The sequence below is a fragment of the uncultured Cellulomonas sp. genome (genome assembly GCF_947494015.1).
Taxonomy (GTDB): domain Bacteria; phylum Actinomycetota; class Actinomycetes; order Actinomycetales; family Cellulomonadaceae; genus Pengzhenrongella.
In genome coordinates this window covers 167820-182107 of record NZ_CANLTL010000002.1, presented here as the reverse complement: position 1 = coordinate 182107, position 14288 = coordinate 167820, and the positions used below count along the sequence as shown (strand labels likewise).

The window sequence follows — 14288 nt, the reverse complement described above, 5'->3', positions numbered from 1 at the left end:
CGACGACACGGCGCGCCTGTCCCTGCACCCCTGTTCGCGGGGCGCTCACGGGATCTCACGCGCCGGCGGTGACCCTCGGCGCCGAGGTGGACTCCTGCTGCAGGAGCCGGGTGACGAGCTGGATGTTGCGAGATTCCGGGGGGACTCCGCGCGCGCTGTCCACGATCATCCGGACAGCCATGCGTCCCATGTCGGTCAGTGGTTGCTGGACCGTCGTGAGGCGGGGCGTGCTCCACGACGCCTGCGGGATGCCGTCGTAGCCGACGACCGAGACGTCGTCGGGGATCCCCAGGCCCATGGACCGGGCCGCCTCGATGGCACCGATGGCGATCTCGTCGTTGGCCGCCACGAGCGCCGAGGGGCGCGGCTCCCGCGAGAGCAGCGACCTGGCGGCCGTCCGGCCGAAGTCGACGCTGAAGTCCCCGTTGACCTCGATCTCCTCGTCCAGCGGGAGACCGGCGGACTGCAGCGCGGCCCGGTAGCCGTGCAGCCGGTCCGACGACGCCACGGACTCGGTCGGCCCTCCGAGCCAGCCGATGCGGCGGTGCCCGAGATCGATCAGGTGCTCGGTGGCGGCCTTGGCGCCGGCCCAGTTCGTGCTGGCGATGGTCATCCAGTGCTCCGGCTGCGTCGTCGACGGGTCGATGACCACGACGGGGAGGTTCGCCGGGGCCTCCAGGCCGTCCACACTGCGCATCCCGTAGGTGATCGCGACGATCCCGATGCATCCGAGGGGCAGGGTGCGACTCGTCGCCGGGTCGCCTGCCGCAGGTCGGGCACCGAAACGCACGACGATGTCGACGCCCAGCGACTGCCCGGCAGAGATCACGCCGTCGAGCAGCGTGGCGGTGTATGCGGTCGCGATCCCATCGGCGAACGCCAGCACCTGAGGGAGCTGCGCCGCATGGGCACGCGCCGACGGGCTGCGGTAGCCCATCGACTCGATCGCCTGGTAGACGCGCGCCCGGGTCGCGGCGGCCACGTCCTTGTGGCCGTTGAGCACCTTGGACACCGTCGCGGCGGAGACCCCGGCGCGGGCCGCGACCTCCGTCTGAGTCGGAAGGGTTCTCCCCATGGTGGCTCCTCCGCGTGATCTGCCGTCCGAATAGTTTTCGAAGCGTAGTCGGACGGGGGCGCGTGCGGCAAGCGATGTGAACGTGCGCCCGATGGTTGCCAGGCCAAGTTGCGGCGGTGTAGCGTCCGTGACGGCCGAAAGAAAGGCCGAAGGTTTTTCGACTCGATGCGAGCAGAGCAGCTCGCGCGGAAGGGTGACCACCATGTCGCGCAACGTCAGGAAGTACCTCGTCTCCTCGATGGCCCTGTCGATGGCCCTCGGGCTCACGGCGTGCGGTGGCTCGGACGCCGCCGAGGGCGGGTCCGTCGAGCTCGAGTTCTGGAACCCGGAGACGGACCCGGCCGTCGTCTCGGTGCTCGAGGACACCATCGCCGACTACGAGGCCGAGAACCCTGGCGTCACGGTCAACCTCGTGAACGTCCCGTGGGCCGACATCTACACCAAGTGGCAGACCGCCCTGTCCGCAGGCAACGCCCCGGACGTCACCATCGGGTCCGCGGGGTTCGCCACGTCGTTCCAGGCCCAGGGCGTCCTCGAGCCGCTCGACGACGTCGTAGCCGACATCGGCGGCGAGTCGGCGTGGGCGGACACGGCCTCGACGTTGGTGGAGATGAGCAAGACCTCCGACGGCGACTACTTCACGTTGCCGTTCGTCAACAACTCCGTCGTCCTCTGGTACAGCAAGGAGATGCTCGCCGACGCCGGCCTGCAGCCGCCGACGACGTGGGACGAGCTCGAGGCCGCCGCGGCGGCGATGACCCACGGCGACCAGTACGGCATCCTCGTCCCCTCGTCGACGAGCATGGTCACCACCCAGAGCCTGTACAGCATGATCCTGTCCGCCGGCGGTGACCTCGTGGACCGGGATGACCCGACCACCGTCACGTTCGACAGCCCGGAGGCCGTGGAGGCCCTCGACTTCTACTCGTCGCTCGCCCGGTACTCGCCGCCCGGGTCCGGCGGCTACGACCGTCCCGAAGCCCAGGCCGCGATGACCACCGGGAAGCTCGGCATGTTCGTCTACGGCAGCTGGATGCAGGGCGCCCTGGAGGCGGCCGGCCCCGACGTGGCCGCCCAGTTCGGGGCGGTGCCGGTCCCCACCAACGGCGGCGCCGGGGCGTTCATGGGGAACTCGACGCTCATGGCGTTCAACCAGAGCGAGCACCCGGACGAGGCGAAGGACTTCCTCGCCTACCTGCTGGACCCGGCTCACTACGAGGAGCTCGTGCTCGCCAACCCGTCGTCCTACCTCCCGGTGCTGGCCGAGGTTAAGACCAGCGAGACGTACCTGAACGACGAGCACGTGGCCGGCATGGAAGAGCTCCTGGACGCCGTGCGTCAGACCCTGCCCAACGCCTGGGTCTTCGGCCTCCCCAACCCGCACGCCGGTGAGTGGGAGGGACTGAACCTCGTCGCCCAGGCGGCCACGGCGGTCATCGAGGGTGGCGAGGACCCGCAGGCCGCGGCGACGAAGGTCGCCGACCAGATGCGCGACTCGATCGACGAGTGACGCACCCCGTCCACCGACGGAAGCGCGCAGAGCGCTTCCGGTCGCCCCCAGTCCTGCTCGTGGAGGCAGCCATGTCCGGCAGTTCGATCGTCCAGTCGAGTCCGCCGACCCGCGGACTGACCCCCTCGCGTCCCTCCAGCCCCGCGCCACGTCGGTCGCGTCAGCGCCGCGAGCTGCTCGTCAGCCTCGCCCTCCTGGCACCTGCGGCGGCGGTCATCGTGCTGCTCATGGCCGTCCCGCTGGTGACGGTCGTGGCCGACAGCTTCACCGACCGCAGCTTCATCAGCCCCACCAGCTCCTTCGTCGGCTTCGAGAACTACAGCGATGTGCTGACCGGCGACGCCTTCTGGCCGACCTGGAGCCGCACGCTGCTGTGGACGGGCGTCTCGGTGTTCTTCCAGATCGCCATCGGGCTCGCCTTCGCGATGCTGCTCAACCAACGCTTCCGGGGACGGGGCGGGCTGCGGGCGATCTTCCTGCTCCCGTGGATCACCCCGGTGGTCGTGGTGGCGCTCATCTGGAAGTGGATGCTCAACGACCTCTACGGGATCATCAACAACCTTCTGGGTGCCGTGCGCCCGGAGTGGGGCGACCTCGCGTGGTTCTCCGACCAGTCCCTGGCGCTGGCCACCGTCATCGGGGTCAACGTCTGGCGCGGGGTGCCGTTCACGATGATCATCCTCCTGGCCGGGCTGCAGAGCGTCCCGGGGGAGCTCGTCGAGGCCGCGTCGGTGGACGGGGCCGGTCGCCTCCGCACCTTCGCCACCGTCACCCTGCCGCACCTGCGCGGGATCCTCCTGACGGTCGCGCTCATCTTCACGATGTTCAACTTCAACAACTTCGACCTGATCTACCTCGGCACCCGCGGTGGACCCGGAGACCAGACCATGATCCTTCCCGTCAAGACCTACGACGTCGCCTTCAACGGTCTGCAGGTGGGTGAGTCGGGCGCCTGGGCGACCCTCACCCTCATCACCATCGCGGTCATCGCCGGCATCTACTTCGCCTACATGCGGCGCAGGGAGGCGAAGCACTGATGGTGTCCCAGCGCAAGACGCGAACCGGTGCGCGAGCGGCCCTGTGGGTCGCCATCCTCGCAGCGACGATCTACTCGGCCTTCCCGTTCTACTGGCTGTTCATCTCCTCGATCACCGACCCCAGCCAGCTCTTCGGCGGCGCGCTCGTGCCGTCGGACTACACCCTCGACAACTACGCCGAGCTCTTCGCGCAGACCGCCGTGCTGACGTGGATGCGCAACAGCGTGGTGGTGGCCGTGGTGGTCACGGTGGCCACGGTCGTCGTGGCCGTCATGGGCGCCTACAGCCTCGCCTTCTTCGGGACCCGGCTGGGACAGGCCGCCGGTCAGCTCATCCTGTTCACGTACATGTTCCCGGGCGTCGTGATCGTCGTCCCTGCCTACCGGATCCTGAGCCAGCTCGGGCTGGTGGACAGCATCGTCGGGATCGTGCTGGTCGAGCTGGTGCTGACCGTTCCCTTCTGCGTCTGGATGCTGCGCAGCTTCTTCAAGGAGATCCCCAAGGAGCTGTTCGAGGCGGGGCGCATGGACGGGGCGTCCCACCTCCGGGTGCTGTGGAGCATCATGGTTCCCGTCGCCCGGCCGGGCATTATCGCGATCGCCGTGTTCGCCTTCATCTTCTCCTGGAACGAGTACCTGTTCCCGCTGGTGCTCGTGAACTCCGAGGACGGCAAGACGCTGCCGATCGGCGTGGCCGGATTCATGGGGAACCTCACCGTCCAGTGGGGGCCCCTGCTGGCTTCGGGCGTCGTCACGGTGCTGCCCGTGCTGGTGCTCTTCGTCTTCCTCCAGCGCTACCTGGTGCAGGGCCTGATGGCAGGGGCGGTCAAGGGATGACTTCCGCGGACACCTTCGCGAACCCGGTGATCCCGGGCTTCCACCCGGACCCCAGCATCTGTCGCGTGGGAGACACCTTCTACCTGGTGACCAGCTCGTTCGAGTACTTCCCCGGGATCCCGATCTTCACCAGCACCGACCTGGTGTCGTGGACGCAGATCGGGCACGTGCTCACGCGAGTCAGCCAGGTCGACCTGAGCGGCGCCCCGGACTCGGGTGGCATCTTCGCCCCCACGATCCGTCACCACGACGGGACGTTCTACGTCACCTCGACCAACGTCTCGGGCCGCGGGCACTTCATCGTCCAGGCGACGGACCCCGCTGGTCCGTGGTCGGACCCCGTATGGGTGGACCAGAACGGCATCGACCCCTCCCTCTACTTCGCCGACGACGAGGTCTACTTCACCTCGAACGTGGAACCGGACCCCAGCGGTCCGCACCTGGCGGAGCCGGACTTCGAGCGCGGGATCCAGCAGTCGGTCGTCGACCCGGCCACGGGAGAGGTCCTCGTGGCACCGCGCTTCATCTGGGGCGGGACCGGTGCGCGCTATCCCGAGGGTCCCCACCTGTTCCGACGCGGCGGCTACTACTACCTGCTGACCGCCGAGGGCGGCACGGAGTACGGGCACCGGGTGGGAGTGGGTCGGTCCACCTCGCCCTGGGGACCGTTCTCGGCGTCGCCTTACGGTCCCGTCGTGAGCCATGCCGGGATGACCAGCGCGTTCCAGGCGATGGGCCACGCCGACTTCGTCGAGCTGGCGGATGACGAGTGGTGGATGGTCTGCCTAGGAGTCCGGCCGGTCGGCCAGTGGCCGCGTCACCTGCTGGGACGAGAGACGTTCCTGGCCCGCGTGCGCTGGACCGACGACGGATGGCCCCGGGTGGGGGAGCGCGGCGAGGTGGCCGCGGTGCAGCAGCGCCCCGGGTTGCCGGCGACGGGCGCCGAGCCGCCGCCCGTGCGCGACGACTTCGGCGCGGACCGGCTCGCACCGTGCTGGCAGTTCGTCCGGCGCCCGCTCGAGCCGGCCGTCCTGCACGCGCGGCGCGGTCTGCTCGCCCTGCCGACGGAGTCCCGACTGGACGGCCCGTCGCCCACCTTCGTCGGACGTCGTCAGCAGCACCACGCGTTCACCGCCGGTGCCCGGCTCCGTCTCGAGGCGGCTGCCGAGGGAGACGAGGCGGGGATCGCCGTGCGCATGAACGGAGACCACCACTACGCCCTCGGGCTGCGCCGCGCTGGTGCGGTCAACGAGATCGTCCTGCGGATCCGCCTGGGTCGCCTCGACCTGGTCCGGACGCTCGGGACCACGCACGGCCTCGCCGAGGTCGACGTGACCGTGCGCGGCAGTGTGGACTCGTACGTCTTCAGCATGGTCGACGACGCCGGCCATGAGGTCGCGGCCCCGCCCGTGGACGCCAAGTTCCTCAGCGCCGAGGTCGCCGGTGGCTTCACCGGCGTGATGGTCGGCATGTATGCGGCGGGAGCCGGTGGCGGCCGGGGATGGTTCGACTGGTTCGACTACACGCCGCTGTCGTCCGGCGGGAGCGTCCCCAGGGACGACGACGAGCGCGTGATCGAACCGGACCGGGCGGTCCTGACGTCCCCCTAACGCGAGCAGCGCGAGGCGCGTGCACCGTGCGACAGCCCTGCGGGAAACGGTGCCGCACCGCGCAGGCGGTCCGGCGTCCGGCTGTCGCCGCGAGGTCGCTCGCCGGTCGACCCCAAATTTCGAGAAGGAGAAGATGGTGCACGTAGAGGTCTCCGTCGCAGACGGCGGGAATGTCGTGGTTGTGCGTGCCGGCGAGCAGACGCTGGTTCGGGCGGTTGCACCGGTGCAGGTGGAGACGACGGACGGCGCCGGTGTGGCCAGCGCCTACCAGACGCTGAGCCACGACGGTGACGCGCTGGTCGCGGGAGCGACCGTCGTCACCGACGACGGCAGCGAGATCGAGATCAGCGACCGCTGGCACGCCGTCGGCGACGAGGGCCGCGTCGTCGTCCGCAGGGATGTCGTCGTCCGCCGGGCTGCGACAGCCGCGGGAGTGCGCTGGGACTTCGCGGTGGAGGGCCCGGCAGTCGGTCCGAGCGAGCAGTGGCAGCTGTTCATCTCCGGCAACCTGTACAACCTCAACGACACCGATCTCGACGGCCGCGAGGACTACCTGGGGACCGACGTCCACGAGTTCCGCGACGACCGCAACGGGCACCTCGCGGCACTCGCCTTCCTGCCCAGCGCCCAGTACGGCCTGTGCCTGGCGCGCGTCGAGGCGCCCCGGCACGACTCCGCGGTGACCCCCGAGCAGCTGGTCACCGGGGCCGTGATCGCTGACACCGACATCGGCTCGCTCGGTGTCGTCGCGGCGCAGGACGGCCCGCTGGTGCTGCGAGCCGGCTATCCGTTCCGGGAAGAGCGCTCCTACTGCCTGGACACCTCGGGGCGGGGTTGGGCGGGGTACCTGCCGAACGAGACGGGGCTCAGGAGCTCGGTCACGTACGAGCTCAGCGTGGTGGACGCGCCCGACCTGACCGAAGCCATCTGGTCCGTGTCGCGGCGCCAGTGGGTCCGGCTCGGCACGGCTCCGAGCCCCCTGCCCCTGCCGCTCGAGGAGATCGAGGCACATCGCTTCTCGCTGACCCAGCAGTACTACCGGGAATGGTCCGCGGCGGACGACCCCCGCGAGCCGGCCGGATACCTGACGCACTTCTCGCCACGGGACGGGCGGACGCTCGGTTCCCTTCTCGAGTTCGGCTTCACGGGCGCGCAGTCGCTCCTCGCGCTCGCCGGTCTGCGGCGGGGGCACCGCGACGGCGTGCGCCTGTGGACGGACCGCGCGCGGCGGGTCAACGACTTCTTCGTGCGGTCGTGCCAGCACGACAACGGGTTCTGCGACGGCCTGTACGACACCCAGCGAGGCCAGTTCGTGGACTGGTTCACCGGCATCCTCATGCCGTTCCAGTACGCGCAGGACGAGGAGACCCTGCGGGACTACCTCGGATCCCAGATCACGGACGCCCTCGCTCCCGTCGCGGCGCGCCTGCGCGGCGTGCCGGGGAACTACACGCGCACCATGTGCGAGGCGGTGCACGCCGTGCTGCTCGGCTACGAGGAGGAGAAGCGCCACGGTGTCGACCAGCCCGAGTGGTTGCGGGCGGGAGAGCGCTTCGGAAGCTTCCTGCTGGCGACCCAGCGGGACGACGGATCCTGGTACCGGGCGTACTCGCCGGACGGCAGCCCGCTCACCGAGCCGACGGAGTGGTTCGGCAAGAGCGACCTCGAGCAGGGCTCCGGTGCGATCTTCCCCGTCCCGGTGCTGGCAGACCTGCACCGGCTGACGGGTCGGGCCGAGTACGCCTCGGCTGCCCTGCGCGCCGCCGACCACATCCTGCGGACGTTCGTCCAGGGCGTGCGCTACTGCGGCGGGCTGAACGACACCGCTCAGATCAAGTCGGTCAAGGTCGACTCGACGGGCGTGCTGTTCGCGATGCGCTCGTTGATCACCGCGTACCGGCTGGGCGGGGACCCTCGCCATCTCGACGGCGCTGTGCGCGCCGCCAAGGTCGCCAGCTCCTGGCTGTTCTGCTGGGACGTGCCGTTCCCGGAGGGGACGCTGCTGGCAGACGCGGACTTCCGGACGACGGGGTGGGCGGTGTGCGACGCGATCCCCGGCGGCTCCTATGTCGAGGACGTGTTCCTGGAGTTCGTGGGTGACCTGCTCGAGGTCGCACGTGCGGCCCGTGTCCCGGAATTCGTCGATGTGGCCGAAGTGGTGCTCCACGGCATGCAGCAAGGCGTCTCGCTCCCCGGCCGCATGTTCGGCTACGCAGCACCGGGTATCCAGTGCGAGGGCTTCATGACGTCCTACTGGCTCAGCGCCCCGGAGGCGACGAAGTTCTCCGGTGCCGTCGGCAAGGTCAAGGGCGACGACAACGACACGTGCAACGGCTTCGTCGCCGCAGCCGCCTGCTACGGCCTGGACTCGATCCGCGACATGTTCGCCACCGTGGACTTCTCGCAGATCCGGCTGCTGGCCACGCCGGCACTCTCGAGCGCCGAAGCACAATGACACGTCGCCCTTCGCCCGCCGGTCCCAGCGAGCGAGGATGGCCGTGGGCCCGTCGTCGGACGAGCCCTGCCGCACGCCGATGAGGTGCCGCTCATGACCGCGGGGTTCACAAATGGGGGCCTGCCCCGACGACGACGACGTAGCAGGCAGAGGCCCTGTCGCTCACGAGAGCGGCAGGGCCTTTGGTCGTGTGGTCGACGGGTGGGCACGGCGCCGGCCGCGGTGTCGGTGCCGCTCCCGTCGGCCCGACGCGTGCCGGGCCCAGGCGCTGCCGTGGTGCGGCGACACGGTGGATCCGGCTGGGCCCACGGCGGCTCGCTCGGCACCTCGGGTCGACACCTCTCGACCGACCTCTACGCTACGGATGGAACCGCCGGCCCGATCCCCGTGGCGCGTGTCGGCGCTGCGCTGGGGGACCGGGCCACGAGCGCCTCCACGGCCGCACGCGAACCGAACCTCGGAGGAGCATGGTGATGTCCAGGGCCAGGCCGCCCTCGTTGAAGGACGTCGCCCGGGAGGCAGGGGTCTCCTACCAGACGGTCTCGCGCGTCATCAACGACGGGCCGCGGGTCTCGATCGCGACCCGGGATCGCGTGCTCGCCGCGATCGCGGAGCTGGGCTACCGGCGCAACGAGGCCGCCCGTGCGCTCGTGACGAAGCGGTCGCGGACCATCGGGGTCATCGCCGACGCCTCACCCCGCTTCGGCCCGGTGAGCACGCTGGCCGCGGTCGAGTCCGCGGCCCGGAACGCGGGGTACACCGCGCTGGTCGCGACGATGAGCAACCCGAGCGGGGAGCTGCTCGCGGACACCTTCCGCGACTTCAACGAGCGGGACGTGGAAGGCATCGTCGTCATCGCACCTCGCGTGTCGATGGCCCACGTCGCTGAGAGGACCTCCGCCGGGATCCCGGTGGTGATGCTGGCGCCCGGGGAAGCGAGTCAGCCGGGGATCACGGTGTTCTACGAGGACCAGGAGCTCGGCGCGCGGCTGGCGGTCCGTCACCTCGTGCACCTCGGGCACCGCGACATCGCCCACCTGGCCGGCAGCCAGGAGTGGCTCGACGGCCAGGTGCGGCTTCGCGGCTGGCAGGCGGAGCTGGGCGCCCACGGCCTGCCGGCCGCGACGGTGCAGTTCGGGGACTGGACGGGGGAGAGCGCGTACCGGATCGGGCAGCGGATGTCCGCGGAGGGACTGCCGAGGTCGATCTTCATCGCCTCGGATCTCATGGCGCTCGGCTTCATGCGTGCCCTGTACGAAGCCGGCGCATCCGTCCCGCGGGACATCTCCGTCGTGGGGTTCGACGACAACGAGTTCGCGTCCGAGGTGCACCCGCCGCTGACCACGGTCCGGCAGTCGTTCGCCACCGTCGGTGCACGATGCATGGAGATCCTCCTCGGCCTGATCGAGGGCCGGGAGCCGGACACGACGCCCGCCACCCCGCAGCTGATCGTCCGTCGGTCGACCGCTCGTCCCTGACCGCCGGGACGCCCCGGTGGGCGACGCAGTGGGCGACGCAGTCTCGGAGGCAGGACGAGAACGGCTCCTGGACGCGCTGCGATCGCCCATCGGTTGGGCGAACGTTCGCCATCGGGCTTGACTGGACCGAGGGCGAACGTTCACACTCGTGACGTCGGCGTTGCCCGGGATCGAGGCAGAGCGGCGCGGACGTGCCGACGGGCGACGTCCCAGGCAGTTGCACCACCACCACCGCACCGATCGAGGGAGATCGTCGATGTCGTCCAGGACGAGCCCCTGGGTACCTCGTGAGTCGGTCGACGCGGGGGAGCGAGCCCACGCGACGTCGAGCCGTCTCGGACGACGAGGCCGCGGGGGACGTGCTCGACCCTGACGCGGTCCGTCACCCCCGGCTGAGACACCGGAGCGGCGCGCAGCACCGGAGCACCGATCCGGCGGCGCCGCCTTCACGCGGTGCGGTCTCGCGGTGCGGGCTGCAGCCGCACCGCCCCATCGAGGAACGCCGTCCTGCGGGCGCAGCGGCACCGACAGCTGTCCAGACCACGGCCGGGCCGTGGTGCACCACACCAGTCAGAAGGGCGCGACGATGCGCATCGCTCACCACACCATCACCTGGGGCGGAGTCGTGGGCCATCCCGCCGGGGTGACCAGCGTCAAGGACCTCTACTACCTCTCGAACGGCTCGATCGTCGACGCCGTCCGGGAGATCGGCGCCGCCGGGTACGAGGGGACCGAGGTGTTCGACGGCAACCTCGCCGCGATCGCCGACGACCCGCAGCCGTTCCTCGACGCGCTCGCCTCGGCGGGCGTCGAGCTGGTCAGCGTCTACTCGGGTGCCAACTTCGTGTACGCCGACGCCCTGCCCGACGAGATGGCTCGTCTCCGCCGCGCCTGCGAGCTGGCACGTCAGTTCGGCGCCTCACGCCTGGTGGTCGGCGGGGGAGCCCGCCGGGCCGAGGGAACTCCCGACGAGGACTACGACCGGCTGGGCGCAGCGCTCGACCGGGTGTGCGACCTCGCCGCGGAGCACGGGCTGGAGGCGAGCTACCACCCGCACCTGTCCACGATCGTGGAGTCACCGGCGGAGCTCGAGCGGCTGATGGCTGTCACCCGGATCGGCTTCTGCCCCGACACGGCGCATCTCGCAGCCGGTGGCGGGGACCCGGCGACGCTCATCCGCCGCTACCCCGAGCGGCTCGCGCACGTGCACCTCAAGGACATCGACCTGGCCACGGGGACGTTCCTGCCGCTCGGCCAGGGCGACCTCGACCTCGACGACGTCGTGCGCGCCGTCGTGGAGACCGGGTACGACAGCTGGCTCGTCGTCGAGCTCGACTCCACCGACGGTGCCCCCCGGGACGCCGCGGCCGTCAGCCACGCCCATCTCACGGAGCTGCTGAGCCGCCTGCCGGCCTGACGGTCCTCCACCGCCGCACTCCCTGCCTTCTCCCCGCCCCACCCTCAGCCACACCCATCGAAAGGCACAGCCATGCCCGGAATCACCCGGTCCGGACGCCGCGACCTCGCCGTCCGTTACCTCGCCCTCCCCGCCGCGCTCTGCTTCGTCCTCACCGCCTGCACCCCCGCCGACGGCGGCGCGTCGCAGCCCGCGGGTGAGGTGGACGAAGGCTTCCTCGAGCAGGTCGACGCCGCTCTCGCCGAGGTCGAGGCGCAGGTGCTCAGCACCGGCCCGAACGGGGAGGAGCCCGAGTCGGCCGAGGCGGCCGAGCTGACCGACGAGCAGGTCGAGCAGGTCAAGGCGCTCGGCGCGAGCGCCGCGATCGTCATGCACTACGCCGGCGACGACTGGTCGACGTCGCAGATCAAGGGTCTGCGGGACGAGTTCGGCCGCCTCGGCATCGAGGTCACCTCCGTCACCGACGCCGACTTCGACCCGGCTCAGCAGGTGTCGGACATCGAGAACGCGCTGACGCAGCAGCCCGACGTCATCGTCTCGCTGCCCACCGACCCGGTGGCGACCGCCGGCGCGTACCGCGCGGCCGCCGAGGCGGGCGTGAAGCTCGTCTTCATGGACAACGTCCCCGACGGCTTCGTGGCCGGCGAGGACTACGTGTCGGCGGTATCGGCGGACAACTTCGGCAACGGCGTCATCTCCGCGCACCTGCTGGCCCGTGCGCTCGGGGGCGAGGGGACCATCGGCGCGATCTACCACGAGGCCGACTTCTTCGTGACTCAGCAGCGCTTCGACGGCTTCACGCAGACGATCGAGGAGGACTACCCCGACATCGAGATCGTCGCGGAGCAGGGCATCGCCGGCCCCGACTTCGCCGGCGACGCGCAGACCGCGGCCAACGCCATGCTGAGCCAGAACCCCGACCTCGACGGCCTCTGGGCGGTCTGGGACGTGCCCGCCGAAGGTGTGCTGGCCGCCGCCCGCTCCGCCGGGCGCACCGACCTCAAGGTCGCGACCCAGGACCTCGGGCTCAACGTGGCGATCGGCCTCGCCCGGGACCAGACCGTCGTCGGGCTCGGCGCGCAGCGGCCCTACCAGCAGGGGGTCACCGAGGCCCGGCTGGCTGCCCTCTCGCTCCTCGGCGAGCCCACCCCCGCCTACGTGGCGCTGCCCTCTCTCGGGGTGACGCACGAGAACGTCCTCGACGCGTGGCAGACGGTGTACGGCGAGGAGCCGCCCGCGGACCTCACCGACTCCTACGTCGACTGACGCCCGGACGACACGGTCCAGAGCGCAGAGGGAGCGACATGAGTCACGTCAACGAGAGCCACAGCGACGTCGGCCACGCGACGGTCGACGTGCCCGCTGTGCGGATGCGTGCCATCCACAAGAGCTTCGACGGGGTCCCGGTGCTCAAGGACGTCGACTTCGAGGTGCGGCCCGGAGAGGTCCACGCGCTCGCCGGGGGCAACGGCGCCGGGAAGTCCACGTTGATGAAGATCCTGCAGGGGGTCTACAGCAAGGACTCCGGTGCGATCGAGGTCGACGGACGCGCGGTGGCTCTCAGCAGCACGCACGACGCCCGCGCGGTCGGCATCGGGATGGTGTTCCAGGAGTTCAGCCTGGTGCCGACCCTCACGGTGGCGCAGAACATCTTCCTCGGCGTCGAGCCGCTGGCGTCCGGGCTCATCCGGGACAGGGAGGCGGTGGCCCGGTCCCGGGAGGTCTTCGCCCGGATGGAGGTCGACGTCGACCCGGAGGCCACCCTCGGACAGCTCGGCACGGCGTACTGGCAGCTCACCGAGATCGCCAAGGCGCTCGCCCAGGATGCCCGGATCCTCATCATGGACGAGCCGACCGCCAGCCTCGCCAAGCACGAGGCGGACACCCTGTTCGACCTGGTGGGCCGGCTGAAGGCCCGGGGCATCTCGGTCATCTACATCTCGCACCGGATGGACGAGGTGTTCCGGATCGCCGACCGCATCACCATCCTGCGCGACGGCCGCTGCCTGCTCACCGAGGCGCTGAGCGACCTCACCCCGGCACAGGTGGTGGAGGGCATCGTCGGGCAGCAGATGGACGGCGAGCTGGAGTACCGGCTCCGCGCGGCCCACTCCGGGTCCGCCGACTCCACCGGCGCCGCCGCTGTCCCGGTCATCGAGCTGCGCGGCGTGACCGCCGGCCCGCGGGTCCAGGACATCTCCTTCTCCATCGGGCGCGGCGAGATCGTCGGTGTGGCCGGGCTGATGGGAAGCGGACGCACCGAGCTCGCCCGGGCGCTGTTCGGGATCGACCCGATCACGTCCGGCGAGGTGCTCATCCGTGGCCGCGCGGTGAAGCTCGCCAACCCGCGCACGTCCATCGCCGCCGGGATCGCGATGATCCCCGAGGACCGGCGCGCCCAGGGCCTCGTCCTGGACCACTCGGTCCGGGACAACCTCCTGCTGCCACTGCTGGGCCGGTTCCGCAGGGGGCCGCTCGTCGACGACCGAGCCGCCCGGACGGCGGCCCGCGAGCTGATCCAGCGCTTCCGGATCAAGGTGGCGGACGACTCCCGGGCCGTGCGCCGCCTGTCCGGCGGCAATCAGCAGAAGGTGGTCATCGCCAAGTGGTTGGGCACCGACCCGGCCGTCCTGCTCATGGACGAGCCGACGGCAGGGGTGGACATCGGCACCAAGACCGAAATCCTCGAGACCATCCGCGCCCTCGCCGACGAGGGCATGGCGGTCCTCGTCATCTCCTCCGAGTACTCCGAGCTGCTCGCTGTCAGCGACCGCGTCGTGGTGCTGCGCGACGGCAAAGTCCACCGCGTCCTGGCGCGGGCCGACATCCCCGACGAGCAGTCCCTCCAACTCTCCGTCCAAGGAGCCTGA

General features: G+C 70.6%; 10 protein-coding genes. 9 read left to right on the top strand and 1 reads right to left on the bottom strand.

Translation table 11 applies throughout. The annotated features are described in order from the left end of the window. Positions 1-55: 55 nt before the first annotated feature. Positions 56-1075, bottom strand: a complete 1020-nt coding sequence (locus tag Q0840_RS02665) for a LacI family DNA-binding transcriptional regulator (protein WP_298455952.1) — start codon at positions 1073-1075, stop codon at positions 56-58. 202 nt (positions 1076-1277) lie between these two features. Here Q0840_RS02665 and Q0840_RS02660 point away from each other — a divergent pair, with 202 nt between their 5' ends. The 9 genes from Q0840_RS02660 (at position 1278) to Q0840_RS02620 (ending at position 14288) form a co-directional block, all read left to right on the top strand. Continuing rightward, positions 1278-2585, top strand: coding sequence for an ABC transporter substrate-binding protein (locus tag Q0840_RS02660; protein WP_298455947.1), 1308 nt, complete (start codon positions 1278-1280; stop codon positions 2583-2585). Between the two features lie 71 nt (positions 2586-2656). Next, positions 2657-3622: a carbohydrate ABC transporter permease gene (locus tag Q0840_RS02655; protein WP_298455943.1), complete on the top strand. Its 966-nt coding sequence runs from the start codon at positions 2657-2659 to the stop codon at positions 3620-3622. Next, complete coding sequence (locus Q0840_RS02650; protein ID WP_298455940.1) at positions 3622-4458, top strand: carbohydrate ABC transporter permease; 837 nt, start codon at positions 3622-3624, stop codon at positions 4456-4458. Before Q0840_RS02655 ends, Q0840_RS02650 begins: the two co-directional genes overlap by 1 nt. Then, the gene (locus Q0840_RS02645; protein ID WP_298455937.1) at positions 4455-6068 is read left to right on the top strand and encodes a glycoside hydrolase family 43 protein; all 1614 of its coding nucleotides are present in this window, start codon (positions 4455-4457) and stop codon (positions 6066-6068) included. Before Q0840_RS02650 ends, Q0840_RS02645 begins: the two co-directional genes overlap by 4 nt. 133 nt (positions 6069-6201) lie before the next feature. Next, a complete protein-coding gene (locus Q0840_RS02640) occupies positions 6202-8523 on the top strand; it encodes a hypothetical protein (RefSeq protein ID WP_298455935.1) in 2322 nt (773 codons plus the stop codon). A 473-nt stretch (positions 8524-8996) separates the two neighbouring features. Next, positions 8997-10001, top strand: coding sequence for a LacI family DNA-binding transcriptional regulator (locus Q0840_RS02635; RefSeq protein ID WP_298455932.1), 1005 nt, complete (start codon positions 8997-8999; stop codon positions 9999-10001). A gap of 586 nt (positions 10002-10587) precedes the next feature. Continuing rightward, a complete protein-coding gene (locus Q0840_RS02630) occupies positions 10588-11418 on the top strand; it encodes a sugar phosphate isomerase/epimerase (RefSeq protein WP_298455929.1) in 831 nt (276 codons plus the stop codon). A 72-nt stretch (positions 11419-11490) separates the two neighbouring features. Then, the gene (locus Q0840_RS02625) at positions 11491-12684 is read left to right on the top strand and encodes a substrate-binding domain-containing protein (RefSeq protein WP_298455926.1); all 1194 of its coding nucleotides are present in this window, start codon (positions 11491-11493) and stop codon (positions 12682-12684) included. 38 nt (positions 12685-12722) lie between these two features. Continuing rightward, complete coding sequence (locus tag Q0840_RS02620) at positions 12723-14288, top strand: sugar ABC transporter ATP-binding protein (protein ID WP_298455924.1); 1566 nt, start codon at positions 12723-12725, stop codon at positions 14286-14288.

Excerpts from the sequence above, each read along its gene's own strand:
- Q0840_RS02620 (WP_298455924.1), top strand. The coding sequence starts at position 12,723 with ATGAGTCACGTCAACGAGAGCCACAGCGACGTCGGCCACGCGACGGTC.
- Q0840_RS02630 (WP_298455929.1), top strand. The coding sequence starts at position 10,588 with ATGCGCATCGCTCACCACACCATCACCTGGGGCGGAGTCGTGGGCCAT.
- Q0840_RS02660 (WP_298455947.1), top strand. The coding sequence starts at position 1,278 with ATGTCGCGCAACGTCAGGAAGTACCTCGTCTCCTCGATGGCCCTGTCG.
- Q0840_RS02645 (WP_298455937.1), top strand. The coding sequence starts at position 4,455 with ATGACTTCCGCGGACACCTTCGCGAACCCGGTGATCCCGGGCTTCCAC.
- Q0840_RS02625 (WP_298455926.1), top strand. The coding sequence starts at position 11,491 with ATGCCCGGAATCACCCGGTCCGGACGCCGCGACCTCGCCGTCCGTTAC.
- Q0840_RS02655 (WP_298455943.1), top strand. The coding sequence starts at position 2,657 with ATGTCCGGCAGTTCGATCGTCCAGTCGAGTCCGCCGACCCGCGGACTG.
- Q0840_RS02665 (WP_298455952.1), bottom strand. The coding sequence starts at position 1,075 with ATGGGGAGAACCCTTCCGACTCAGACGGAGGTCGCGGCCCGCGCCGGG.
- Q0840_RS02635 (WP_298455932.1), top strand. The coding sequence starts at position 8,997 with ATGTCCAGGGCCAGGCCGCCCTCGTTGAAGGACGTCGCCCGGGAGGCA.
- Q0840_RS02640 (WP_298455935.1), top strand. The coding sequence starts at position 6,202 with ATGGTGCACGTAGAGGTCTCCGTCGCAGACGGCGGGAATGTCGTGGTT.
- Q0840_RS02650 (WP_298455940.1), top strand. The coding sequence starts at position 3,622 with ATGGTGTCCCAGCGCAAGACGCGAACCGGTGCGCGAGCGGCCCTGTGG.